Below are 25,371 nucleotides of genomic sequence, written 5' to 3' on the forward strand. Positions count from 1 at the left end.
GCTGCCTTGACGCATGGGGGGGCGGCTACCTACCTTCCTGTCAACTTTGTGGAAATCCACGATTCTAGAAAGGTGTCCAAATGGGCGTCGAAAAAGTATCGGACCAGAATTTCGAGTCCGAGGTGCTGAACTCCTCCTCCCCCGTCATCGTCGACTTCTGGGCGGAATGGTGCGGCCCGTGCCGCATGGTGGCCCCGGTGCTCGACGAGATGGCGAGCGAACTCGGCGACAAGGTGAAGATCGTCAAGCTCAACGTCGACGAGAACCCGGCGACGGCGTCGAAGTACGGCATCATGTCGATCCCGACCCTGCTGCTGTTCAAGGACGGTCAGCTGGCCTCGCGCCAGGTCGGCGCGGCGCCGAAGGCGAAGATGCTGAGCTGGGTCGGCGGCGCGCTCTGATCGCCCGACCGTCTCCGCTTGCGATCAAACCCCGGCCGGTCCTCCGCGCCGGGGTTTTTCGTTCCGACCGACGCGCTCCCGGCTCGTCCCGGCAGATGATCTGGCGCGGGCGATCCTGTCGTATTCCCCTTTTGGAGACTTCCATGCCGCTTTCCATGTACGACGCCTCCATTCCCGTGTTCCAGCGCGCGCTGGGCAATCTCGACGCGCTTTTACGCAAGGGCGAGGAACACGCCGCCGGCGCCGGGCTCGATCTTGCGGAACTCGCCGCCGCGCGCCTCGCGCCGGACATGTTCCCCCTGACCGGCCAGGTCCAGAGCGCGTGCGATTCCGCCAAATTCGCCGCCGCGCGCCTGACCGGCACCACTGCGCCGAGCTTTCCCGACACCGAGACGACCTTCGAGGAACTGCACCAGCGCATCGCCGCCACGCTGGACTATCTCGCCAGCGTCGATCCGGCGGGCTTCGCGGGTAGCGAGACGCGGGAGGTCGTGCAGAAGTCGCGGCGCGGCGAGCGGCACTTCGTCGGGACGAGCTATCTGCTCACCTTCGCGCTGCCGAACTTCTTCTTCCACGTCACCACCGCCTACGACATCCTGCGCCACAAGGGCGTGCCTGTCGGCAAGATGGACTATCTCGGGGCGCTCTAACGAGCCGGCGCGGCGAGCGCGGGCGGTGGGAAGGCCAGCGTCTCGCGCGTATAGCTCTCCACCAGCGCGCTGAACGGCGTGCCGTCCGGCAGGGTGAGCACGGCGCGGTGCTCCAGCACGAAGGGCGGGATGGCGAGGGGGGCGGCGCCAGCGGGCGGCAGCGGCGCGCCCATCGCCCAGCCTTCGGGCAGCGGGGCCCACAGCAGCCGGGCGCCGAGCGTGGTGCGGCGGAAGTCGAGCGGCTTCACCACCCGGCCGAAGGAGGTGTCGGTGGTCTCCAGCGTCGCGTTCATCGCCGGCGTCAGCAGCGCCGGTAGATACCAGTTGTCCGCTTCCGACAATACCTTGTCGCCGCAGGTGAGCCGGACCCGGCGGTAATTCACCGGTGCATCCGCGTCGACCTTGAGCAGGGCGCGAATCTCCGGCCCCGCCGGCTTGTCCTGCCCGCGCACGCGGTCGGCGACGATGGTCGGTTTCTCCGCCAGCCTATGTGCGGCGCACCAGCTGTCCAGCGTCAGCGTGGCGCTGGGATTGGACAGCAGCTCGGCGTTCAGCGTCTGCAGCAGCGCCAGCGCCGCCAGCCGGTGCATGGCATCGTCCGGCCAAAGGGGAGGCTCGGCGGCGCGGGCCGGCATGCCGGGGGCCAGAAGCAGGCCCAGAACCGCGACGCGGCACGCCGCCTTTACCCATGCCTGCCCCATCCGTCCCTCCCGCACGTGCCCCGTGGCGACGGCAAGGACATGGCGCAAACCCACCCTTCTGTCGAGACGGGCGGTCCCCTCCGTAGTCCCCCGCTTGCCGGCGCGCGCCTGCCGGGCCGATAGTCGATCCCTGCGGTCAGTTGGGCCGGGAGGCACGCAGCCCGAGGGATTGAGGCCGGCCATGGATGAGATGGACATCTTCCGGCGCCTGGCCCTGGCGATCGCCATCGGCGCGCTGGTGGGGGTGGAGCGCCACTGGCGCGAGCGCGACGAGGATGAGGGCGCCCGCACCGCCGGTATCCGCACCTTCACGCTCATCGGCATGCTGGGCGGTGTCGCCGGGCTGCTGGAACGGCTGCTCGCGCCCGCCGGGGCGTCCCCCGGGCTGGTGCTGGTGGGCTTCCTCGTCATGCTCACCGCTGTCATCGCACTGTTCCAGTACCGCGAGGGCGTGGCGGAGAACCGCTTCAGCGCCACCGCCGTGGTGGCGGCGATGCTGACCTTCGCGCTCGGCGCGCTGGCGCTCGTCGGCGACATGACGTTGGCTTCGGCCGGCGGGGTGGTGCTGGCGGTGATCCTCGCCAGCCGCGAGTTCCTGCACCAGGCAATCAAACGCCTGCGCTGGGCGGAGCTGCGCTCGGCGCTGATCCTGCTCGCGCTCGCCTTCGTGCTGCGGCCGATCGTGCCGGCGGAGCCGATCGGCCCGTTCGGCGGCGTCTCGCCGGCGCGCATCCTCGCCATGGCCATCGTGCTGGCGGCGATTTCCTTCTGCGGCTACATCGCCGTCCGCCTGTTCGGCGCGACGCGCGGCGAACTGCTCGCCGGCACCATTGGCGGGCTCATCTCCTCCACCGCCACCACCATCACCAATGCCCGCCGCTCGCGCGAACGCCCCGCCGCCGGGGCATTGGCCGCCGGGGCGGTGAGCGCGGGCGGGGTCTCGCTTGTGCGCACCGCTCTGCTGGTGTCGGCCCTCCTGCCGGCGCTGGCGGACCGCCTGCTGCTGCCGCTGGCGGCCGGCGCGGCGGTGATGTTCGCCGCCGCGCTGCTGCTGACCCGCCGGGGCGGGGCGGGCGAGCCGCCGGCACAGCGGCCGGAGCCGGGAAATCCCTTCGATCTCCTCGCCGTGTTCAAGATGGCGCTGCTGCTGGTGGCGGTGGCCTTCGCCGCGCGGGTGGCGAGCGAAATCTGGGGCACCGGCGGGCTCTACGCCGCCGCCGCCCTGTCCGGCCTCGCCGATGTCGACGCGGTGACGGTGACGGTGGCCGGCATGCTGCCGACGCTCGACGCACGCGTGGCGGCGCAAGCGCTCGGCCTCGCCGTCATCGCCAACATGCTGGCGAAAGTGGCCTATGCCGGCCTGTTCGGCACAGGGCGCTTCGCCCTCACGCTGGCCGGCGCCAGCCTCCTCGCCCTCATGGCGGCGGGAGGCGCGGCGCTGCTGCGGTGAGGATGGCCAGCCTGCGTCAGCGCGGCAGCAGGTTCTGGCTGGCGAGGTCGATCACCTCGTCGCCGCGCCCGCTCATCACCGCGCGGAGCAGCCAGAGGCCGAAGCCGGTGGCCTCCTTGATGCCGATGGTCGGCGGCATGGACAGTTCCTGCTTGGCGGTGACCACGTCGAGCAAGGCCGGGCCGTCATGGTCGAACACCTGGCGGACGGCGCCGGGCAGGTCGCCGGGGTCTTCCACCCGCACCGCCATCAGCCCCACGGCGCGGGCCATGGCGGCGAAATCGGGGTTGTCGAGGTCCGTGCCGAGCCCGACGAAGCCGGCGGCCTTCATCTCCATCGCCACGAAGCCGAGCACGCCATTGTTGAAGATCACGATCTTCACCGGCAGCTTCTCCTGCACCAGCGTGAGGAGATCGCCCATCAGCATGGCGAAGCCGCCATCGCCGGAGAGCGAGACCACCTGCCGGCCCGGCTGCGCCGCCTGGATGCCGATGGCCTGCGGCATGGCGTTGGCCATCGAGCCATGCACCAGCGAGCCGACCAGCCGGCGCTTGCCGTTCATGGCGAGGTAGCGCGCCGCCCAGATGGTCGGCGTGCCGACATCGAAGGTGAAGGCGGCGTCTTCCGTGGCGAGGTCGCTCACCACCTTGGCGAGATATTGCGGGTGGATGGGCTTGCGGCCGGGCGTGCCCACCGCGAGGGCATCGAGCCCCTCGCGCGCCCGCTTGTAGCGCGCCAGCGCGTCGTCGAGATGCGCCCGGTCGGTCTTGGCTCGCAGCAGCGGCAGCACGGCCGCGAGCGTGGCGCGCACATCGCCGACGAGGCCGAGATCGAGCGTGCAGCGCCGGCCGAGCTGCGCGGCGCGGATGTCGACCTGCACGGTCTTCACGCCCGTCGGCAGAAACTGCTTGTAGGGGAAATCCGTGCCCAGCAGCACCAGCAGGTCGCAGGCATGCATCGCCTCATAGCCGGAGGCGAAGCCGATGAAGCCGGTCATGCCGACATCATAGGGGTTGTCGTATTCGACATGCTCCTTGCCGCCCAGCGCATGCACGATGGGGCTCTTGACCGCCTCGGCCAGCGCCATCAGCTCGGCATGGGCGCCGGCGCAGCCGCGCCCGCAGAACAGCGTCACGCGGCTGGCGTCGTTGAGCAGGTCGGCGAAGGCCGCGATCTCGGAGACGGCGGGTGTCACCACGGGCACGGGGGGCAGCAGGCCGGCGGGCGGCGAGATCGACCGCGCCGGCGCCGCGCGCAGCGCCACGTCGCCGGGCACGACGACGACGGCGACGCCGCACGCGCCTACCGCCGCGCGGATGGCGTTTTCCAGCACATAGGGCATCTGCGCGGGGTCGGAGACCATCTCGCAATAGACGCTGCATTCGCGGAACAGATTCTGCGGGTGCGTCTCCTGGAAATAGCCGCCGCCGATTTCCGAAGAGGGGATCTGCGCGGCGATGGCGAGCACCGGTGTGCGGCTGCGCTGGGCATCGTACAGGCCGTTGATCAGGTGCAGATTGCCCGGCCCGCAGGAGCCGGCGCAGACGGCGAGTTTGCCGGTGATCTGCGCCTCGCCCGCCGCGGCGAAGGCGGCCGCCTCCTCGTGGCGGACATGCACCCATGTGATGCGGTCGCTGTCGCGCAGGGCTTCCGTCATTCCGTTCAGACTGTCGCCGACGACGCCATAGATGCGCGCGACGCCGGCCTGTTCCAGCGTGTCAATCATGAGTTCAGCGATGTTTCGTGACATGGTCCGGTCTCGCTTGGGGGAGGCGTGAAGTCTTCACGAAAGGCTTTCCGGCCGCGCCGCGCCGTCAGGGGCGTCATAGGCGCCGTGTTCCGTCAGGGTCTTGCCGCGAAACACCCAATAGGCATGCGCCTGGTAGGCGAGGACGACCGGCAGGACGACGGCAAGGCCGAAGCTGATGAAGGTCAGCGATTGCGGGTCGGCGAGCCCGTCCCACACGGTGACGGCGCGCGGCACGACATAGGGCCACAGGCTCACCACCAGCCCGATCAGGCCGAGGGCGAACAGAACCAGCGCGAGGGCGAAGGTGCGCTTCTCCCCTCCGGTCCAGATGCCGCGCCAGAGCGCGACGATGACCGCCAGCGTCACCAGCGGCACCGGCGCCAGCAGCACGATATTGGGCAGGCTGAACCAGCGCGCCGCCACCTCCGGCACGGTGAGCGCGCTCCAGCCGCTGACCACCAGCATCATCACCGCGACGAGGATGAGCGCGGCATGGGCGATCTCGCGGGCGAAGATCTGGGTGCGGCCTTCCGTCTTGAGGATCAGCCAGCCCGCGCCGATCAGCGCATAGCCGCCGATGAGCCCGATGCCGCAGAGCAGGCCGAGCAGGCTGAGGAAGCTGAACGGCCCGCCGGCGAACATGCCGTCCGCCACCGGCACACCATCGATCAGCCCGCCGAGGATCAGCCCCTGGCACAGGGCGGCGAGAATGGAGCCACCGGCGAAGGCGAGGTCCCAGACGAAGCGGAACCGTGTCGCCTGCAGGCGGAAGCCGAAGGCCACGCCGCGCAGGATCAGCGCGAACAGCATGGTGACGATGGGCAGGTAGAAGGCCGGCAGCAGGATGTAGTAGCCGGCGGGGAAGGCGGCGAGCAGCAGCGTGCCGCCGGCCACCAGCCAGGTCTCGTTGCCGTCCCAGACGGGTTCGATGCTGGCCATCATCACGTCGCGGTCCGCGTCGCGCGGCGCGGCGAGAAACAGGATGCCGACACCGAGATCGAGGCCGTCGGCCAGCACATAGACCACGACGCAGAACACGGCGAGCGCGGCGAAGACGAGCGCGATATGCGCGGTGAGAAAGGCGATCATGGGTCAGGCTCCCGCGGCATGGGGCGCGCCCGGCAGGGCCGGCGCATTGGGGGCGGGGGGAAGGGTGGCGCGGCCGCTCATATTGGTGCCGTCAAGGCCGGGATGCGTCTCGACCGGCATGGGCAGGTCGGTCGGCCCGGCGATGGCCGCGCGGCCGGCAAACCAGAGGAACGTCAGCATGAGCACATTGTAGAGGAGGAAGAAGCCGATGAGGCTCGCCCCCACCGCGCCGGCGCTCACCGGGGCGACCGCGTCCGCCGTCCGCAGCTGGCCATAAATGACCCAGGGCTGCCGGCCGGCTTCCGTCACCGTCCAGCCGGCGATGACGGCGATGAAGCCGAGCGGCGTGGTCGCCATCGCCAGCCCGAGGAACCAGCGGGTTTCGAACAGCCGGTGCCGCAGCCGCAGCACGAGCCCGGTCATGGCGGTGCCGAGCAGCACCATGCCGATGCCGGCCATGATGCGGAAGGCGAAGAACACGACGGGCACATTGGGCTGGTCGGCCGGCGGCACGGCCTTCAGCCCCTCCACCTCGCCGTCCCAGCTATGGGTGAGGTAGAGGCTGGCGAGATGGGGAATGTCGAGCGCGTAGAGGTTCTTCTGCGCCGCCATGTCCGGCCAGGCGATCAGGGTCATTGCCGGACCCTTCGTGGTCTCCCACAGCCCTTCCATCGCCGCGAGCTTGATCGGCTGGTGCTCCAGCGTGTTGCGCCCGTGCAGGTCGCCGAGCGCGATCTGCGTCGGGGCGAGGACCAGCGCCATCCACAACGCCATGGAGAAGGCGGTGCGCGAGGCCTTGACCTGCCGTCCGCGCCAGAGATGGAAGGCGGAGACGCCGGCAACGACGAAGGAGACGGTGAGGAAGCTCGCGCACACCATATGCGCCAGCCGGTAGGGGAAGGAGGCGGTGAACACCACGTCCCACCAGTTCACCACGTGGAAGATGCCATCGGCATCGGCCACGGCGCCGGCCGGGGTCTGCATCCAGCTATTGGCGGCGATGATCCAGGTGGCGCTGAACAGCGCGCCGACCGACACCATCAGGCTGGCGAAGACATGGGCGCCCTTCGACACCCGCCCCTCGCCGAACAGCATGATGCCGATGAAGCCGGCCTCCAGGAAGAACGCGGTCAGCGTCTCGTAGAGGAACAGCGGACCGAGCACATTGGAGGCCGAGCGCGAGAAGCCGGCCCAGTTGGTGCCGATCTCATAGCTGAGCACGATGCCGGTGACGACGCCCATGCCGAAGCCGAGGGCGAAGATGCGCATCCAGAAGCGCATGAGCTGGCGGTACACCGGCTTGCCGGTGCGCCACCACAGGGCGCTGAGGCAGGTGACGAACCAGGCGAGGCCGATGGTCAGGGTCGGCCACAGAATGTGGAAGCCGACGGTGAAGGCGAATTGCAGGCGGGCGAAAGCGACGGCGTCCATGGGATCACTGGGCTCCCGGCTGAAGGGTTGACCGGGCGATCCGCACCGGCACGCCCTTGGACGACGGCGTGAAGCTCTGGGGATCGTGCGCGTAGAGCGGAACCAGGGGGTTGGTCTCGGGGTAGTAGGCGGCGCAGCTGCCGGCGGGGAAATCGTAGGCAATGAGGCGGAAGCCGCGCAGGGCGCGCTCCACCCCGTCCGTCGACAGGGTGGCGATGTCGACCTGGTCCCCGTCCTCAAGGCCCCGGCGGGCGATCTCGTCGCGGTTGAGGAACAGCACGTCGCGCTGGCCGTAGACGCCGCGATAGCGGTCGGAGAGCGAATAGAGCGTGGTGTTGTACTGGTCGTGGCTGCGCATGGTGGACAGCCACAGCGCGTCGGGATCGATCACGGCCGGGTCTTCGCACAGGCCCACGCAGACGAGGAACTGCGCCTTGCCGCTCGGCGTCGCCCAGATGCGCTCGCGGGCGAGCGAGGTGAGATGGAAGCCGCCCGGCGCCTTGATCCGCGTGTTGTAGCCCCGGAAGATCGGGAAGATCGCCTCGATCTCCGTGCGGATCCGCGCGTAATCGCCGACGAGCCCTTCCCAGTCGATCGCGACCCTGTTGCCCAGCGTCGCCCGCGCCATGCCGGCGATGATGGCGGGCTCGCTCTTGAGATAGGGCGAGGCGGGCGGGTTGTGGCCGGCGGAGGCATGGACCATGGACATGGAATCCTCCACCGTCACCGCCTGCGGGCCGGTGGCCTGCAGGTCCCGCTCGGTGCGGCCGAGGCACGGCAGGATCAGCGCCTCGCGGCCATGGACGAGATGGCTGCGGTTGAGCTTGGTGGCGATGTGGACGGTGAGGTCGAGCCGCCGCAGCGCTTCCTGCGTGCGCGGGAGATCGGGAATGGCGGCGGCGAAATTGCCGCCGAGGCCGATGAACACCCGCACCTCGCCCCGCAGCATCGCCTCCAGCGCCGTGACGACGTTGTGGCCATGCGCGCGCGGCGGGGCGAAGCCGTAGCGCGTTTCCAGCCGGTCGAGGAATTCGGTCGAGGGGATTTCGGTAATGCCGACCGTGCGGTCGCCCTGCACATTGGAATGGCCGCGCACCGGGCAGATGCCGCTGCCCTCGCGCCCGACATGCCCGCGCAGCAAGGCGAGATTGGCGATCTGCTGCACATTCTGCGTGCCGTGGCGGTGCTGGGTGATGCCCATGCCATAGACGAGAATGGCGCGTTCGGCCTTGGCATAGGCCGCGCCCGCGCTTTCGATGTCGGCGCGCGACAGGCCGCTCTTGGCGGTGATGGCGTCCCAGGAGGTGGCGTCGAGATCGGCGATCAGCGCCTCGATGCCGGTGCTGTGGCCATGGATGAAATCCCAGTCCAGCACCGGCGCCGCGCCGGCCGCCTGCGCGGCGCGGTCGGCGGCGAGGAGATGTTTCATCATCCCCTTGAGCACGGCGACATCGCCGCCGACCTTGACCTGGAAAATGCGGGAGGAGATCGGCGTCGAGGTCAGCGTCGCCATTTCCACCGGGTTCTGCGGCGCCTGGAAGCGCTCCAGCGCCCGTTCGCGGAACGGGTTGAAGGAGAGGATGGTCGCGCCGCGCCGCGCGGCGTTGCGCAGCTCCGTCATCATGCGCGGGGAATTGGTGCCGGGGTTCTGGCCGAAGATCAGGATGGCGTCGGCCTTGTCGAAATCCTCCAGCAGCACCGTGCCCTTGCCGACGCCGATCGAGTGCGGCAGGCCGACGCTGGTGGCCTCGTGGCACATGTTGGAGCAGTCGGGGAAATTGTTGGTGCCGACGGCGCGGGCGAACAGCTGGTAGAGAAACGCGGCTTCATTGGAGGCGCGGCCGGAGGTGTAGAACTCGGCCATATCAGGGTCGGGCAGGGCGTTGAGATGGCGCCCCACGGTGGCGAAGGCGTCCTCCCAGCTCACCGGCACATAGCGGTCGGTCAGCGCGTCATAGCGCAGCGGGTGGGTGAGCCGGCCCTGCATTTCCAGCTCGAAATCGGTGAAGGCCTCCAGTTCGCTCACGGTGAAGCGGGCGAAGAAATCGGGTGTGCAACGCCGGGCGGTCGCCTCCCAGGCCACCGCCTTGCCGCCATTCTCGCAATATTCGAACGGCGAGGGGTTCTTCGGGTCGGCCCAGCCGCAGCCGGGGCAGTCGAAGCCGCCGGGCTGGTTCATGCGCGCGAGCGTCGCCATGCCGGAGACCGCGACATGCTGTTCGATCAGCGCCGCGCCCATCGCCTTGAGGGCGCCCCAGCCCCCGGCGGGTTCATGATAGGGACGAATACTCTTCGCGATGCCCATGTCTGTCTCCGAATGCGACCGACGCCGGCTCCGGCGCCTCAATCACAATGACCATCAGGCAGAGACCCCTCCATTCTACATCGGGCTGCCGCCGGGATTGGTTGGTTTGATCTGGAAATACCTAGGTATGATTTACGCGCCGGCCTTTTGTTCTTGGCGGTTTCGGGCGGTATTCTGCTAGTGTCGGCGCTATGGGGCCGGCGGCGCGAGGTCCGCCTGTGCCGCGCGCACCCACGTCCCCGCCGTGCCTTCCTGCAAGACGGCCGGCGTCGCGGCTCCTATCTCTCGGTGCCGCCGCACGCCGGCACCGGCCCGGCGCGCGGCTCCGCACCGCTGGCGGCGCCAGCGATGTCACCGGCCGGCACGACGGGACCTTCGGTCATGAACCCTCGCATCCTCATCATTGGCGGGTCGATGGGCGGCCTGTTCGCCGCCGTCCTCCTTGCCCGCGCCGGTTTCGACGTGCGGGTGCGCGAGCGCTCGCGGCACGGCCTCGAAGGGCGCGGCGCCGGGCTGGTGGCGCAGCGCGAGGTGTTCGACATGCTGCGCGAAATCGGCGTCGAGCATGTCGCCCGTGTCGGCGTCACCGCGCCGGAGCGCATCTATCTCGACCGCGATGACCGCATCATCCACCGCCAGCACATGCCGCAGACGCAGCTTTCCTGGGATGTGCTGTGGCGCAGCTTCCGCGCGCAGGTGCCGGCGGAGCGCTACCGCATCGACGCCCGCGCCGTCGCGGTGAACCCGGCGCCTGCGGGGGCGCGCGTGCGCTATGAGGACGGCACCGAGGAGGAGGCGGACCTCGTCATCGGCGCCGACGGTATCGGCTCGCGCGTCCGTACCGCCGTCTCCGGCCCGTCGGCGCAGCCGGCCTATGTCGGCTACGCCACCTGGCGCGGGCTGGTGCCGGAAGCGCACATGCCGGCGGTCGCGGCGCGCCAGCTGTTCGAGCGCTTCGCCTTCTGCGACGCGCCGGGCTCGCACATACTGGGTTATCTCGTCCCCGGCGCCGATGGCGCCACCGGGGTCGGGCACCGGCGCTACAACTGGGTCTGGTATCGCCGCTACACGCCGGAGGAACTCGGCGACGTGCTCACCGATCGCGACGGCGTGCGCCGGCCCTTCTCGCTTGCCCCCGGGCGTGTCCGGCCCGAAGGCGTGGCGGCGCTCAGGGCGCAGGCGCAGGAGGTGCTCCCGCCCTCCTTCGCGGCGGCGGTGGCGGCGGAGCCGGAGCCCTTCATCCACGCCATTTTCGATTATGCGCCGGACCATATGGTCAAGGGCCGGGTCGCGCTGATGGGCGATGCCGCCTTCGTCGCCCGGCCGCACACGGCGATGGGCGTCGCCAAGGCGGCGGGGGATGCCTTCGCCCTGCGCGACGCGCTGCGCCAGCATGCCGATCTCGATGCCGCGCTTGCCGCCTATGGCGAGGCCCGCGTGCCGGCCGGGCAGGCGATCGTCGCCTATGGCCAGCGGCTCGGCCGCAACCTCGCGCTCAACGCCGGCTGAGCCCGCCGCGCCTCAGCCGGCCGCGTCGGCGTGAAAGGGGAGGCGGATGCGGAAGGCGCTGCCCCGTCCCTCCACCGACCGCGCGTCCAGCGTGCCGCCATGCAGTTCGACGATGGAGCGGCAGATGGCGAGCCCCACCCCCATGCCGGTGGCCTTGGTGGTGAAGAAGGGCTGGAAGATCCGCCCGAGCAGGTCGGGCGCCATGCCGCAGCCGCTGTCCTCGACCGTCACCTCGACCCGGTCCCCGGTCGTGGCGGTGCTAATGCTCAATGTGCGGTCCACCCGTGCCGGGTCGCCCATGGCGTGCAGCGCGTTGGTGACGAGGTTGAACATCACCTGCTGCAACTGCACCCGGTCCGCGAGCACGGCGCGGCTCTCCGGGGCGAGGGCGGTGGCGAGCGTCACCCCGGCGGCGGCGATATCCGGTGCCAGCAGCGTGAGCACCTCCTCGACCACACTTTCGATCCGCAGCGGGGCGAGGGAAGAGGGCGCCTGCTTCACCAGCGCGCGCAGGGCCTGGATGATGTCGGCGGCCCGCCGCCCGGCATTGCGGATGCCGAGCAGATTGCTTCTCACCTCCTCGAAATCCGGCTCCGGCCGGTTCATCCAGCGCAGCGCCGCCTCGGCATAGGAGACGATGCTGCCGAGCGGCTGGTTGATCTCATGGGCGATGGCGGAGGTGAAGCTGCCCATGGCGGTCAGTTGGGTGGTGCGCGCCAGCTCGCTGCGGGCCTCCCGCAGGTCGAATTCCGCCCGCGCGCGGCGCAGATTCTCCTCCATCAGGTCGCCATAGAGCCGGGCGGCATCCAGCGAGATCGCCGCCTGCGGAGCCAGCACGTCCAGCATGGCCATGCGGCGCGGGGTGAACACCTCGGCCGCCAGCGCGTTTTCGAGATAGAGAATGCCGATGAGTTCGCCGCGCTTGAGCAGCGGAATACAGGCGAGCGAGCGAATGGTGCTCCGCCCCATCGACAGGCCGCGATCCGGCGCTTCCAGCGCCGCGTCGGCCAGTGTCACCGGCTTGCCGGTGCGCCACACCGTCTGCAGCACGGAGGAGGGCATGAGCTGTTCCGGCGCCGCATCCGGCCGCAGCTCGATCTCGACCGCCTGGTGACGCACCCGCGCCACGGCTTCGATGACCGGTACGCCGCCGCGGAGCAGCAGCAGCAGGCCGAACTGCGCCCCCGCATGCACCACCATGCTCTTCATCAGCGTGCGGACGACCTGTTCCAGACCGATTTCTTCCGCCAGGGCCTGTGAGGCCGACCTGACCACGGCGAGGTCGAGCTGGTTCTGCATCCGCTCCGGCGCGGCGACGCGCGTGTCGGCATCGTCCATGGGCTCCGGCGCGGCGCCGAGCCGCGCGGCCTTGCCATGGGCGCCCCATTGCCGGTAGCCGCGCGCCGCCGCGCGCAGGCAGCCCTGCGCCGGCGCCACGAGACGCGCACCCAGATAGAGCTGGGCGGCAAGTTCGTGGGCAAGAGCCTGATCGTGGAGGAAGCCGGCGGCGCCCGCCGCGCCGGCGGCCTGCTCGAAAAGCGCCGCCGCGCTTTCGAAACGCCCTTCAAGGCGCGCGGCCTCGGCTTCCAGCAGCAGATGCTTGCCGCCGAAGGTTTCGGGGTTGAGCCGCGCCCACCCGGCAAAGCGCGCGCGGGCCTCGCTCAGGCCGTCAAGGCGCGCGGCGAGCGGAGCCTCGGCCGGCAGGGTGCGCAGCCTTGCGAGGGCGAGGAAGAAGCAGGATTGCGCCGTGTCGATATGCGCCGCCGCCGCCCAGGCGAGTGCGTCCGCGCGGGTGAGATGGCGCGCGGCGGCGTCGTAATCGCCGCGATAGAAGCAGCGCAGCCCGGCATAGTGCTCGGTCCAGAAGCGGGTGGCGACGGAAGAGCTGTGCGAGGCCGGCGCGACCGGGACGGGCACGCGGTCCGTCGAGGCGAGATCGTCGACGAAGGCGAGCTGCGCGGCGAGGATCTGCTCGATATCGGCATAGCCGACCTCCGCGGTCCTCGCGAGGCTGTCCACCAGCTCCGCCCGCAGCCGGTCCAGCCGCTCGCCGAGGATCAGCAGGTTGGAGGCGATGTGGTTGCGGGCATAGCACGTCATGCCGACATCGCCGGCCGCCTGTCCGATCCGGGCGCCTTCGCGGGCATGGTCGAGCGCGGTGCGGATCGGTTGGGTCCAGGCGCTGACCTGATCGAGGGCGATGAGCGTTGCCGTGCGCTGCGCCTCATAGCCGTCGCGGGCGGCGAGAGTGGTGGCCGCCGCCGCGAGTTCGGCGCCGCGCTGATAGGCGGCGTAATGCTGGGCGCTCAGCATGCCGAAAAAGGCGAGGCCATAGGCGGTTTCGGGCGCCAGCCCATGGGCGAGGGAGAGTTCGAGAATAGAGATCGTGTGCAGGAAGCGCAGTTCGCCTTCGACGAAAAAGGACGCGATGAGGGTGGAGAGCAGCGCCAGCGCCGCCCGCGCCCGCCGGTCCGTCATGTCGGGCAGCGCCAGCAGCGCGTCGAGGCCCATCGCGTCGAGCCGCTCCCGGCAGGCGCGGTAGCGCGCATCGAGCTGTTGGAGGGTCGGTGCCGCGTCGAGCTCGATGTCGAGCCTTCTCAGCCCGTCCAGCGCCGCCGCGATCGCCTCGGGATAGGCGCTCTTGACCGTCAAGGCCAGCGCACGCAGGCGGTGGATGTCGGCGAGGTCGAAAGCGTCGCGCGCCAGCGCCGGCAGGGCGTCCAGCGCGTCGAGCGCCTCCTCGACCTGCGCCAGCGCCAGCAGGCAGTCGCAGCGCAGCCATTCCACTTCGAAGCCGGGCAGCGCTCCGGCCTCGGCGGGATCGGCGGCCATGCGCCGGATCAGGTCCACGCAGTGCAGCGCGCGCTCGGCATCGCCCGCGCTCCGGCACAGCCGCGCCGCCACCATGACGATGCGGGCGAAGCGGGCACGGTCCTGCGCGGAAAGGCTGTCGAGGTCGCAGCGCTCGATCTGGGCGGCGATGTCCAGGGCGAGGTTGCGGTCGGTCTCGATGTCGCCGGCGGCCAGCAGGCGGGCATTGTTGAGATGTTCGCGCGCCCGGTGTTCCGGCGTCATCCGCGCATAGGCCGCCTCCAGCACCCGGTCATGGACGATGGCGAAATCCGCCCCCACCCGGTGCAGCAGCCCGGCGGCGACCAGCGCGCCGGCGGCGCTTGCGGCCTGCTCAACGCTGATGTCCGACAGCCGCGCCGCCGCGCCGGCGGAGCAACGCCCGCCGAGACTGGCGCAATGCTGGAGGACTCCGCGCTGGAGCGGTGACAGCGCGTCGATGCGCCGGTTCATCAGGTCGGGAATGCCCTGTGGCTGGCCGAGGCGCTCCGCGTCCCACACCCACGCACAGCGCTCCGCGTCGAACCGCAGAATGCGCTCGTCGCGCAGCCTTTGCAGCAGCTGGCCGGCATGGAAAGGATTGCCCCCGGTCTCGCGATGGACGATCTCGGCGAGGCCGCGCACTTCCTCCGCCGTGCTCTTGAGAGTGAAGGCGACCAGCTCATCCGTGTCGCGGGCCGTGAGCGGGCGCAGGCGCACTTCCGGTGCCGCCGAGGCCACGCGGCCGGCCGCATCGAGCAGGTCGCGCAGGTTCATCCGATGGCGCGTCTCCGTGCGGTAGGCACCGATCACCAGCACATGGGCGGGCGGCGCGTCGCACAGTTGGCGCAGCACGGCGAGGCTGGCATGGTCGAACCATTGCAGATCGTCGAAGAACAGCACCACAGGGTTCTCCGGCGCGGCGAGGGCGCCGAAGGTCTCGATGACGATCCGCGCCAAGCGGGCCTGCGCCAATTGGGCGGGGACATCGCGTGGGGCGGAGGCGTCCGGCGGCAGGAAGGGCAGGTCCGGCGCCAGTTCGGCGAGGAGCCGGCCGCAGCCGCTCACCCCGGCGAGGCGCGCCTGTGCGGCCATGAGCGCGGTGGCGTCCCCGGCCATAAGCTGCGCCAATGTCCGCCGCAGCGCCTGCCGCAGCGGCGCGAGGGGCGCGCCCTGCCGCAGCTGCACGCCCTTGGCGGCGGCGCAAATCACGCCCCGGCCCCGCAGCTCGGTCAGAAAGGTTTCGACCAGCGTGGATTTGCCGGCGCCGGGCGGGCCGGAGACCAGCAGGACATGCGGCGCCGCGGCCGCACGGAAAGCCGCATAGCCCTCGGCCAGAGCCCGGCTCTCCTCCCGCCGCCCGAACAGCCGTGTGGCGACCTGCGCGGCGTCGGCGAACTCCCCGCGCGCCAGGGGGAAGGTCTCCGCCTGTCCGTGGCGGTCGAGTGCGCGCGCCACGCGCCGCAGATCGGCCGCCAGCGCCTCGGCGGTCTGGTAGCGCGCGCGGGCGTCCTTGCTCAGCAGCTTGAGCAGAATGGCGTCGAGCACGGGCGGCACGTCCGGCCGCCGCTGCCGCACCGAGGGCGCTTCCATTGCCACATGGGCGTGAAGCCAGCCGGCGATGCCATCGGCGGCCAGCGGCAGCGCGCCGGTCAGCTGCTCGTAGAGAATGACGCCGATGGCGTAGAGGTCGGCACGGGCATCGGCCGGCGCCGGGTCGGTGCGCAGCAATTCGGGCGCGGCATAGGGCAGTTCCTGCCGCAGCGCCGCGTAGTCCTGCGCCGGTCCGGAGCCCTCGCCGGCGCCGGCCTCGAACTCAGCGAAACGCACATGCAGGTCCGCGTCGAACAACAGCCGCCCCGGCACCAGCGCGCCATGAACGACGCCTGCCGCGTGCAGCCGCGCCAGCGCGCTCGCCGTCGCCACGGCGAGGGCGAGGAACTCGGCAAGGCCGGCTCCGCCCCGGGCGAACTCCGCGAGGGTGCGTCGCATAGGGTGGGGATAGACGAGGGCGAAACTGTCCGGCGCGCCGAGAAAGGCCGGTGCCTCGGCGAGGTCCTCGCCCAGCCGCAGGGCGAGAGCGGCGCCAAGCTGCAGCCGGCAGGCCGCCGCGCTGTTCCAGCGCGCGCTGCGGATGAGCCAGCTTGCGCCTTCCGCGTCGAGCGCGTGCCAGCTGTCGATCCCCGCCTCGACGCTTCGCGCCGTCACCGCCAGGCCTCCCCACCATTCGTCGCCCTTGACGCCGAGGCGGCCGACGAGCTCATTGCTGAGAAGGTAGGGGGTGCCGGGGGCGCAGGCGATGCCGGCGTCCTCGACATGCTGCGCGGTGGTCCTGGAGTTCATCACCATCTCCATCCGTCCGCTCCACCCTGCCGGCGCCGTGTCGCAAGGGGGAGCGGACACTACAGGGCCTTAACCTGCCGCAGCCCTGCGGCGGCGTCTTTGCCGGGATCGGCATTGTGTTTGCTTGGATTGACGTGCTTGATCCCGGCGCCGCCCCGCCTCAGGATCGAAACGTGAGAGTGCAGCCCATGCGAACGAGGATGTGACATGGCGAGCGTGCACGATTTTGGCCGTCGCAAGTTTCCCCGGGCCGAGCTTCTGTTCAGTTCCGCGCGGCGCAATTGGTCGGGGATGGCGGCCGAGATCCGCAACCATCCGGCGGGCGAGATACCGCCGCCCGTTCCGCAACAGATGGAAATCACTCTGGCCCTGCGCGGCGCGGAGGGCGCGCGGGTGCAGCGCCGGGCGAGCGGGGAACTTCAGGACACGGCAGTACGGCGGGGCACGGTATGGCTCTGCCCTATCGGGGTCGTCGAGGATTCCATCCGCATCACCGACGACTTGCAGGACGTGCTGCACATCTATATCGGCCGCGAGGTGTTCGCCGACATGTCGCGCGACCTCTCGCGCCCGGTGGCGCCGGAAGAGATCGCCTATCGCGCGGATGTCGACGACGATTTTCTCCGGCAGGTCGGCTTCCGCGTTCAGGCCGAGCTGGAACAGGAAAGCTCGGCCGGCCGGCTGCTGGTCGACAGCCTGACCCGCGCCCTCGCGGCGCATCTCGTCTCGCTCTATGCGGGCGAGCGGCGCCCGCCGCCGGGCGACGTGTCGCTCGACCGCAACCGGCTGCGCCGTGTCATCGACTACATCAACGACAACATCGAATCCGAACTGCTGCTGGCCGAGCTTTCGGACATTGCCTGTCTGAGCGTGCATCATTTCGCCCGCGCCTTCCGTTCCGCCATGGGCGTGCCGCCGCACCGCTTCATCAGTTCTCTGCGGGTGGAACGGGCGCAGGATCTGCTGCTGCACAGCGATTTCAGCCTGGCGGAAATCGCCCATGCCTGCCGCTTCTCCTCGCAATCGACCTTCACGCGGGCTTTTCGCCGCCATGTCGGCGTCTCCCCCGGCGAGTTCCGGCGCGGGGCGAAGTGACGCGAGGCTAGGCTAGGCTTGGAACCCCGGCACAGGGCAGAGCCGGGAGAAACCCGCCCGCTGCGTATTTCGTCGCCTTGCCGTAGATTGACGAGAGCAAGCCGGAGGTCCCGGGCGCGGCCACGATCAGACGGCCTTGCCGCAGCCGCAGCGCGCGCCGCGATGTTGACTCGAGAGCGCTTCTAAGATGATCTGATGGTGCTGTGGGAAGGCCGGAATAAGCAATACATGCAGGATCCCGGTTTTCGCGGCGGGCTCTGCGCGTTCCAAATGGATAAACGTCCAAATGACGCTTATCTAAATACCTATTTTGATGTAGTTTTGCATGTTTGCGCAGTGATGACCTGAAAGAACAACTATGCGACCCTCGCGCCGCGATTTTCTGAAGCTGGCTTCGGTCTGCGGCATTTCGCTTTCCGTCTCTCCGGTCGCGAGCGCTGAGGTTCCAGACGTCGCAGCGCGCGAAACACTTCCGGGTCGTGGCGTCTCGCACCCTGCCCTGGGCCGCGTCGACGGCGTCGCCAAAGTCACCGGCGGCAAGCTTTATGCCGCCGATTTCCGGGCCGCCGATCTGCCGGGATGGCCGGCCACGACCCACCATGCGCTGCTGGTGCGCGCGCCGGATGCCACGCATCTCTATGAAGGTCTGGATCTGGCGGCACTCCCGCCCGAGGCGACGCCCACGCTCGTGGTGACGGCGGAAGATATCAAGCGGATCGGCGCGCGTGTTCCGGAGTTCTATGCCGGCGACCTGTTCTGCCCGGTCGGCACCACGCCCCTCTATCTCGGCCAGCCCGTCGCGTTGCTGCTGTTCGAGACCTTCGATGCCTATGATGTCGCGCGCGTCGCTTTCCGAGACGGCAACCTCCTGAAGTTCGGCAAAGAGACCGGGCCACGGACGGGGGCAAATTATGGCGCCTTTCGCTTCACTCGTGTCGCCGGTGCTGAACCCGGTGCGCCGGACATCTACTCGCCGCTCCAGGAAGGCTGGATCAGCCCCGGTTTCGTCGACAGCGGTTCGGGCCGGCCGATCTGGCGGGTGTTGCCGGATGAAAAGGGGCCCGACTATGTCAAAGGCGCTGCCTATGGCGAGGCGATCCGCGCTGAACTCGAGGCCGTCAATCCGTCGGTGCTGACGCTTGACCGTTCATTTGCGACGCAATCGGTCGATCCGATGTTTCTTGAACCGGAAACCGGGCTTGCCTGGTACGACCCGGCGGCGAAGAAACTCGACATGGTCATTGGCGTGCAGTCGCCCTTCGAGGCGGCGGAGGCAGTGGCCCATCTGCTCGGCGAAGTGCAGGCCGACCATAAACCCGGCGCGGTCAACACGCGCTTCTGCTATGTCGGCGGTGGTTTCGGGGGGCGGGACCATACGCCCTTTCCGCTCTATGTCGCGCTGGCGGCACTGTTTTTTCCCGGGCGCCCGGTGCGGCTCGCCCATGACCGGTTTCAGCAGTTCCAGGGCGGGGTGAAGCGCCACGCGTTCAAGATGCGGTCGCAGATCGGCGTCGATCGCAAAAGCGGCCTTATCACCGCCTTTGCGGCCGATCATGTGCTCGATGGCGGCGGTCTGGCGAACTATTCCGTGAGCGTTGCGGTGGTAGGGGCCACCGGCGCCATCGGCATGTATGCCATTCCCAAGGTCGACGTCACGACCGTTGCCGAGCATACGCGCGGCGTCACCGCCGGCTCGATGCGCGGCTACGGCACGCTGCAGACGATGACGGCGCTTGAAACACTGGTGGATGAAGCCTGCACGGCGCTTGCGCTCGACCCTATCGAGTTCCGCCGGAGGAACGCGCTCAAGGTCGGGGCGCGCACGATGACCGGCAATCCTTATTCGGTGTCGGTCCGCGCACCTGAAATTCTCGACAAGCTGCAGACACAGGCGATCTGGAAAGATCGGGCCAGGGAGAAGGCGGCGGCACGCAGCGGATTCCTCATCGGCACCGGCGTCGCGTGCGCCGCGAAAGACTACGGCACCGGCGCGGACTGCTCGCTCGGCGCCGTCTCGATCGACCCGCAGGGGCGCGTCTCGATCAATAGCGACGCGGTCGAGATGGGCAACGGTATCGGCACGGCACTGGCGAACCGGGTCGCAACCCATATCGGTGCGATTGCCGACGAAGTGACCGTCGCGCAGATCGACGTGTTCGACGAACTCGAACTTGTGACCTCGGGCGATCCCTATTCGATTTCGCAGGCCGATCAGGATCAGGCCGCGCGCGACCCGCATTGGGTGCCGGCCATCTCATCCGCCACCAGCGCCTCCATCGGCGCTCATGTCGGCACGCAGGCGGCGGCGGAGGCCGCCCGTGTGGTGTTCCGCTTCGGCCTATGGCCGGCGGCGCTGGCGCTGTGGGGCGTCGCGCCCCGTGATCCGCGCGCCGAGCGATGGACCGAGGCCTATTGGCAGGGCGAGACGCTGCTGTTCTCGGGTCTCCCGCCGCTTCCACTGAAGGCCCTTGCGGCGAAAGCTCACGAACAGGGGGGCGTGACCGGCGCGATGGCGCACGCCTTCTCGCGCTGGGCCTGGGCGGAAGCGACCTTTGCGCTCCCCGAGGGCGAGTGGAGCGCCGAGATCGATGCGCTGGCCGTGCGGCGCGGCAGCGGCGGCTATCAGCGTCTTGACCGCAAGGCGGTGGCCTTCCCGCCGGCGGACTATAATCGCATCGGCACCGCCTTCGCCTCGATGTGCGGGACATCGGTGCGGATCGAGATCGAGCGCGCGACCGGCAATCTGCGGATCGCCAAGGCGTATAGCGTGCTTGAATGCGGCAAGACCCTGGTTCCGGAGGTCGTTCTCGGCCAGGCGCAGGGTGGCTTCGCCATGGGCGTTGGCTATGCGCTGCTGGAGGATCTGCCGCCCTTCGAGGAGGGGCCGGGCAATGGCACGTGGAATCTCGGCCAATATGTCGTCGCGCGCGGTTCCGATCTGCCTCTGCACGATCTCGATATCGAGGTGCTGCCGCCGCTCGCTGCCAATGAGCCGCCCAAGGGAATGGCTGAGGTGGTGATGATCCCTGTCGTGCCGGCGCTGCTCAACGCGATCTTCGATGCGACGGGCCATCGTTTCTATGCGCTGCCGGTGACGCCCGCGATGATCAAGGGAGTTCTCGCGTGACGATGTTGTCGCTGACGATCAATGGTCGCGCGGTCGGCCCGCTGGATGTTCGCCCGGACCTGTCGATGAACGACTTCCTGCGCGAAAGGCTCGGCATGACCGGCACCAAATTCGGCTGCGGGGCGGCGCAGTGCCTGAGTTGCGCCGTGATCGTCGATCTCGACGACGGCACCAGCGTGACAAAGCCAACCTGTGTCGCCCCGGCACTCGATTTCAACAAGCAGAAGATCCGGACCGTGGAAGGCCACGCCGTCAATGGCGTCCTGACGCCGCTGCAACTGAGCTTTGTCGAGCATTTCGCCTTCCAGTGCGGCTATTGCACCCCCGGCTTTCTCAATGAGGGGCAGGTGCTGCTGGAGCGGCTGGAAAGGGAGAAAGTGGCGCGCGAAGATCTCGAGCGCACCATCATGGAGGCGCTGGACGGCCATATCTGCCGTTGCTCCGGCTATGTGAAATATCATCAGGCGGTGCGCGATGTGATCCTTGCCGATCCTTCCCGCTTCCTCACGGCGTGACAGCGGCCATGACAATGAACCGGCGCCATCTGCTGTTTTTGGGGACGGTTTTGACGGTCAGCGTGCTGACGGTCGGCATCGCCAGCCGGAACGGGCTGGCAACCCCGACCGACACACCGGCGAATGCGCTGGCACCACCTGAGAGCTTTGCGACGATCGCGGATCCCGCCGCGCGCTCGGCGGCTTATTTCACTGAACTCGGCAAGGTGCTGACCAGCCCGCGCTGCACCAATTGCCATCCGGCCACGGATCGTCCCCGGCAGGGCGACGCCAGGCGGCTGCATCAGCCGCCGGTCTATCGTGGCGTCGACGGGATGGGGCTCGCCAGCCTGCGCTGTTCCAACTGCCATGGTGGGGCGAATTTCGATCCGGCCGGGATGCCGGGTCATCCGGCCTGGCATCTCGCGCCCGCGGAAATGGCGTGGGAAGGCAGGACCGTCGCGCAGATCTGTGAGCAGATCAAGGATCCCGCCCGCAATGGCGGCAGGTCGCTGCAGGATCTGATCGAGCACATCGGCGACGACACGCTGGTCGGCTGGGCGTGGCATCCCGGCCCCGGACGTATGCCGGCACCGGGCACGCAGGCCGAAGCCAAGGCGCTGGTGATCGCCTGGGTCGAGAGCGGAGCCGCCTGCCCCTGACACGCGACGGAAAGTCGAGTCCGGCAAGGGTGATCTCAGGACAACGCTTCGCGTCGCCTATCCCTAGCCGACGCGCTGGCGAACAGGATGCAGCCTGGGTGGGACGCTCGAGGCCGATCTGGCGAACGCCGGCGGAACGGCTGGCGAGCAACCGACAGGGCATCCACGGATCAAGATCGGTGCTGGAGAGGGCCGTACTCGCCGACCGAGCCACCCAGCCGGGTGTTCGCGGTTTTGTACGGAAGTGGCGCGCCCACGGGGAATCGAACCCCGGTTTTCGCCGTGAGAGGGCGACGTCCTGACCGCTAGACGATGGGCGCATCTAGGCAGGCCGGTCTCTTAGAGCGCTTTGCCGGCGGGATCAAGGGGGCGGGTGAAATGAGACGGTCTTTTCAACTGGCCTAAGCGTCATGCCCCCGTTCGGGGTCGGCGCCGCGCCGGGTGACGTTCTTCACGGCGTGCTGGCGAAACCGAGCACCCCACGCGGTGCGCGGGTCTCGAGATCGAACAGATGCGTCTCCACGCGCCCGTCACGCAGAACCGTCACAGCGATCAGGTCGCCGGAAATGACGGCCGCGCGCACCTCCGCACCCTTGGGCAACTGGATCGTGCCGGTGATTTCCGCCGGGGCGCTTTTCCTGCCGCTCATCAGCTTGTATCCGATGGCCCCGAAGACGGCGAGAAAGCCCAGAAGCATGATAAGCCCGGAAAAGGCGGCGAAGCGGCGCATGCGGCGCAGCACGCGCTCGGCCGCGGGGTCGAGCGTGTCGTCGGAATCAGGAGAAGTCATGCCGGCACCGGAACTCAACGAGGAGATGGACGACGACGCGCCGGAGGCGGTCGCGAGCCGCGTCGATATCACCGTCGGGCCGGAGGATGAAGGGCTTCGCCTTGATCGCGTGCTGGCGCGCCACCTGCCGGAACTCAGCCGCACCCGCCTGCAGGCATTGATTGCCGAGGGGAGGGTGCGTCGCGGTGACCAGCCGGTGACCGGCGGATCGGCCAAGGCGATCGCCGGTGAGAGCTACAGCGTCGAGGTTCCAGAGCCGGAGGACGCCACGCCGGCCGCGCAGCACATTCCGCTCGCGATCGTCTATGAGGACGATCATCTGATCGTCGTCGACAAACCCGCCGGCATGGTGGTGCACCCCGCCCCGGGCAGCCCGGACGGCACTCTGGTCAATGCGCTACTGTTCCATTGCGGCGCCAGCCTGTCCGGCATTGGCGGCGTGCGCCGGCCCGGAATCGTCCATCGGCTCGACAAGGACACGTCGGGCCTGCTCGTTGTTGCCAAGAACGACCGTACGCATAAGGCGCTCGCCGCCCAGTTCGCCGATCATGGCCGTACGGGGCCGCTGGAGCGCGCCTATCTCGCTTTCGTCTGGGGCGCGCCGGATCTGCCCAGCGGGACGGTGGACGCCCCGCTCGCCCGCCATCCCGTGGCGCGGGAGCGCATCGCGGTACGCAACAGCGGGCGCTTCGCCATCACCCATTGGCAGCGCCTCGCGGCGTACGCGGACACGCTCGGCCGTCCAATCGCCACGCTGGTGGAGTGTCAGTTGGAAACCGGCCGGACGCATCAGATTCGCGTGCATATGGCTCATATCGGCCATCCCCTGCTCGGCGACGCGCTCTATGGCGTTGGTCAGCGCACGCGCGCGAGCCGCCTTCCCGAGGCGGCGCGAGAAGCGCTCGACGGGCTCGGCCGGCAGGCGCTGCATGCGGCCCGGCTCGGCTTCGAGCATCCCGCCACGGGCGAAGTCCTGTCGTTCGAAAGTCCTCTGCCGGCGGACCTTGCCCGCCTTGAGGAGGCGCTCGCGGCCGGCAGTTGAGGAGCGCCGCCTCAACGTATCGTGACCCCGTAACGCCTTGCGCTTTCGCAAATTCGGCTTCTTCCTGCTATTATAAATTCGAGGCCGGCTGACAAGCGGCCGCATGGCGGTCGCCCGCTGATGGGGACCGCGAGAGAAGGAGGGTGCAGTCATGGCCCGTTCCGCTATGAGCCTACCGTCCGCCGAAGGTGGCCTGAGCCGCTACCTCGCGGAAATCCGCCGGTTCCCGATGCTGGAGCCGCAGGAAGAATATATGCTCGCCAAGCGCTGGCGCGAGCATGAAGACCCGGAAGCCGCTCACCGTCTCGTCACCAGCCATTTGCGGCTCGTGGCCAAGATCGCCATGGGCTATCGCGGCTACGGCCTGCCGATCTCCGAGGTGATTTCGGAGGGCAATGTCGGCCTGATGCAGGCGGTGAAGCGCTTCGAGCCCGACAAGGGCTTCCGCCTCGCCACCTATGCCATGTGGTGGATCAAGGCATCGATCCAGGAGTACATCCTGCGCTCGTGGAGCCTGGTCAAGATGGGCACCACGGCGGCGCAGAAGAAGCTTTTCTTCAATCTGCGCAAAGCAAAGAGCCAGATTTCCGCGCTGGAAGACGGGGATCTTCGTCCCGACCAGGTGCAGCAGATCGCGACCAAGCTCGGCGTTACCGAGCAGGAAGTGATCGAAATGAACCGGCGTCTTGGCGGAGACGCTTCTCTGAACTCACCTCTTCGCGGTGATGTCGAGGGGGGCGGGGAGTGGCAGGACTGGCTGGCGGATGATCGGGACAGTCAGGAGTCCGTTCTCGTCGAGCATGAAGAGATGGACAACCGCCGCAGCGCACTCTCGGGCGCGCTTTCCGTGCTCAATGAGCGGGAGCGGCGCATCTTCGAGGCGCGGCGGCTGTCCGACGACCCGATGACGCTGGAAGACCTCGCCGCCGAGTTCGGCGTGTCGCGCGAGCGCGTGCGGCAGATCGAGGTGCGCGCCTTCGAGAAGGTGCAGAAGGCGGTCATCGACCGCGTGCACCAGATGGAGACGGCGCCGATGCGGCAGGATCATTCCCCCGCCATGTGACAGCGCCTCTGGCTGAAACAGTGTGAAACCGCCCGGCGGCCGACCGGGCGGTTTTCTTTTGCCGCAAGATCTTACGCCGGAAGCGGTGCTTCCGTCACATCCGCCATCGCCGCGCCCGACAGCGTCGCCGCGGCGCGGACATCGTGCGAGAGCACGTCGCGAATGCTGAGCACGCCGACCAACTGGTGCTCCTCCATGACGGGGAGATGGCGCACATGGTGCTGCTCCATCAGCGCGCGGACATGGTCGACACTGTCGTCCATGCGGCAGGAAATCATGTTGCGCGACATCAAGTCGCCGACGGGCAGGCGCAGCGCCGCCGCGCCGCGCTCGGCGATGGCGCGCACAACGTCGCGTTCGGAGAAAATACCGACCACGGTGACGCCTTCCGAGCCGCAGGCATCCTTCACCACCACGGCGCCGATCCGCTCGCGGTTGAGTAAAGTTGCTGCCATTTCAACGGTTTCGCCCATCCGAACAGTCGGCACGCGGGCATTTTTGAGCTTCATGAGATCGGCGACAAGCATGGCGTATCCCTCTGCTGGAGCCTCGACTGTCACGCTTCTTATTCTTTGGTCTAAGTCTGGTATGCAATACACACGCCGTCAATGAAATCCGTTGCGGCAGCGCAGCATCCACG

Annotated in this window: 19 protein-coding genes and 1 tRNA gene; 11 read left to right on the forward strand and 9 right to left on the reverse strand. The window is 68.8% G+C overall.

The genetic code is table 11. The features are described from left to right. The first annotated feature begins 80 nt into the window (after positions 1-80). Both trxA and J2S75_RS16375 read left to right on the forward strand, forming a co-directional pair. Positions 81-401 (forward strand): thioredoxin, encoded by a 321-nt coding sequence (gene trxA, locus J2S75_RS16370; RefSeq protein ID WP_244375265.1) that lies wholly within the window; start codon positions 81-83, stop codon positions 399-401. Between the two features lie 143 nt (positions 402-544). Further along, on the forward strand, positions 545-1,051 hold the full coding sequence (locus tag J2S75_RS16375) for a DUF1993 domain-containing protein (RefSeq protein ID WP_307021274.1): 507 nt from the start codon (positions 545-547) through the stop codon (positions 1,049-1,051). Here J2S75_RS16375 and J2S75_RS16380 read toward each other — a convergent pair. After that, on the reverse strand, positions 1,048-1,686 hold the full coding sequence (locus tag J2S75_RS16380; RefSeq protein WP_307021342.1) for a hypothetical protein: 639 nt from the start codon (positions 1,684-1,686) through the stop codon (positions 1,048-1,050). The genes J2S75_RS16375 and J2S75_RS16380 overlap by 4 nt on opposite strands. 247 nt (positions 1,687-1,933) lie before the next feature. On the opposite strand from J2S75_RS16380, the gene J2S75_RS16385 reads away from it, so the two are divergent. Continuing rightward, positions 1,934-3,202, forward strand: coding sequence for an MgtC/SapB family protein (locus J2S75_RS16385; protein ID WP_307021276.1), 1,269 nt, complete (start codon positions 1,934-1,936; stop codon positions 3,200-3,202). 16 nt (positions 3,203-3,218) lie between these two features. On the opposite strand, the gene poxB is transcribed toward J2S75_RS16385, so the two are convergent. Genes poxB through J2S75_RS16405 form a run of 4 tightly spaced genes read right to left on the reverse strand, consistent with a single transcriptional unit; the run spans position 3,219 to position 9,777 of the window. Further along, positions 3,219-4,952 (reverse strand): ubiquinone-dependent pyruvate dehydrogenase, encoded by a 1,734-nt coding sequence (gene poxB, locus J2S75_RS16390; RefSeq protein ID WP_307021278.1) that lies wholly within the window; start codon positions 4,950-4,952, stop codon positions 3,219-3,221. 33 nt (positions 4,953-4,985) lie between these two features. Continuing rightward, positions 4,986-6,041: a cytochrome d ubiquinol oxidase subunit II gene (gene cydB / locus J2S75_RS16395; RefSeq protein WP_307021280.1), complete on the reverse strand. Its 1,056-nt coding sequence runs from the start codon at positions 6,039-6,041 to the stop codon at positions 4,986-4,988. Positions 6,042-6,044: 3 nt separating this feature from the next. After that, positions 6,045-7,472 carry a cytochrome ubiquinol oxidase subunit I gene (locus J2S75_RS16400; protein ID WP_307021282.1) on the reverse strand — a complete coding sequence of 476 codons (1,428 nt, stop codon included), beginning with the start codon at positions 7,470-7,472 and terminating at the stop codon, positions 6,045-6,047. A gap of 4 nt (positions 7,473-7,476) precedes the next feature. Next, entirely contained in the window at positions 7,477-9,777 is a 2,301-nt protein-coding gene (locus tag J2S75_RS16405; protein WP_307021284.1) for an FdhF/YdeP family oxidoreductase, read from the reverse strand. Between the two features lie 381 nt (positions 9,778-10,158). Between J2S75_RS16405 and J2S75_RS16410 the strand changes: the two genes are divergently transcribed. Further along, positions 10,159-11,286: an FAD binding domain-containing protein gene (locus tag J2S75_RS16410; RefSeq protein WP_307021286.1), complete on the forward strand. Its 1,128-nt coding sequence runs from the start codon at positions 10,159-10,161 to the stop codon at positions 11,284-11,286. Between the two features lie 12 nt (positions 11,287-11,298). Here the strand turns inward: J2S75_RS16410 and J2S75_RS16415 are convergent, their stop codons facing one another. After that, positions 11,299-16,458, reverse strand: a complete 5,160-nt coding sequence (locus J2S75_RS16415; RefSeq protein ID WP_307021288.1) for a trifunctional serine/threonine-protein kinase/ATP-binding protein/sensor histidine kinase — start codon at positions 16,456-16,458, stop codon at positions 11,299-11,301. Positions 16,459-16,665: 207 nt separating this feature from the next. Between J2S75_RS16415 and J2S75_RS16420 the strand changes: the two genes are divergently transcribed. From J2S75_RS16420 to J2S75_RS16440, 5 genes are all read left to right on the forward strand, one after another. After that, positions 16,666-17,553, forward strand: coding sequence for an AraC family transcriptional regulator (locus tag J2S75_RS16420; RefSeq protein WP_307021290.1), 888 nt, complete (start codon positions 16,666-16,668; stop codon positions 17,551-17,553). A 195-nt stretch (positions 17,554-17,748) separates the two neighbouring features. Then, positions 17,749-17,901, forward strand: coding sequence for a hypothetical protein (locus tag J2S75_RS16425; protein ID WP_307021291.1), 153 nt, complete (start codon positions 17,749-17,751; stop codon positions 17,899-17,901). A gap of 10 nt (positions 17,902-17,911) precedes the next feature. Continuing rightward, the gene (locus J2S75_RS16430; RefSeq protein WP_307021293.1) at positions 17,912-20,680 is read left to right on the forward strand and encodes a xanthine dehydrogenase family protein molybdopterin-binding subunit; all 2,769 of its coding nucleotides are present in this window, start codon (positions 17,912-17,914) and stop codon (positions 20,678-20,680) included. Further along, complete coding sequence (locus tag J2S75_RS16435; protein ID WP_307021295.1) at positions 20,677-21,195, forward strand: (2Fe-2S)-binding protein; 519 nt, start codon at positions 20,677-20,679, stop codon at positions 21,193-21,195. Before J2S75_RS16430 ends, J2S75_RS16435 begins: the two co-directional genes overlap by 4 nt. 8 nt (positions 21,196-21,203) lie before the next feature. Further along, entirely contained in the window at positions 21,204-21,836 is a 633-nt protein-coding gene (locus J2S75_RS16440) for an Isoquinoline 1-oxidoreductase subunit (RefSeq protein ID WP_307021297.1), read from the forward strand. A gap of 245 nt (positions 21,837-22,081) precedes the next feature. Here J2S75_RS16440 and J2S75_RS16445 read toward each other — a convergent pair. Continuing rightward, positions 22,082-22,156: transfer RNA gene (locus J2S75_RS16445), tRNA-Glu, on the reverse strand. A 131-nt stretch (positions 22,157-22,287) separates the two neighbouring features. Further along, positions 22,288-22,626: a DUF6476 family protein gene (locus tag J2S75_RS16450; RefSeq protein WP_307021299.1), complete on the reverse strand. Its 339-nt coding sequence runs from the start codon at positions 22,624-22,626 to the stop codon at positions 22,288-22,290. Here J2S75_RS16450 and J2S75_RS16455 point away from each other — a divergent pair. Together J2S75_RS16455 and rpoH are read left to right on the forward strand one after the other, a co-directional pair. Continuing rightward, entirely contained in the window at positions 22,625-23,668 is a 1,044-nt protein-coding gene (locus tag J2S75_RS16455; RefSeq protein WP_307021301.1) for an RluA family pseudouridine synthase, read from the forward strand. The two genes, J2S75_RS16450 and J2S75_RS16455, sit on opposite strands and share 2 nt — an antisense overlap. A gap of 151 nt (positions 23,669-23,819) precedes the next feature. Beyond that, on the forward strand, positions 23,820-24,731 hold the full coding sequence (gene rpoH / locus J2S75_RS16460; protein ID WP_307021303.1) for an RNA polymerase sigma factor RpoH: 912 nt from the start codon (positions 23,820-23,822) through the stop codon (positions 24,729-24,731). Between the two features lie 71 nt (positions 24,732-24,802). On the opposite strand, the gene J2S75_RS16465 is transcribed toward rpoH, so the two are convergent. Beyond that, positions 24,803-25,258, reverse strand: a complete 456-nt coding sequence (locus J2S75_RS16465; RefSeq protein ID WP_307021304.1) for a CBS domain-containing protein — start codon at positions 25,256-25,258, stop codon at positions 24,803-24,805. Positions 25,259-25,371: the final 113 nt, after the last annotated feature.

Origin of the sequence: Ancylobacter polymorphus, from assembly GCF_030813495.1 — a bacterium.
Lineage (GTDB): Bacteria > Pseudomonadota > Alphaproteobacteria > Rhizobiales > Xanthobacteraceae > Ancylobacter > Ancylobacter polymorphus.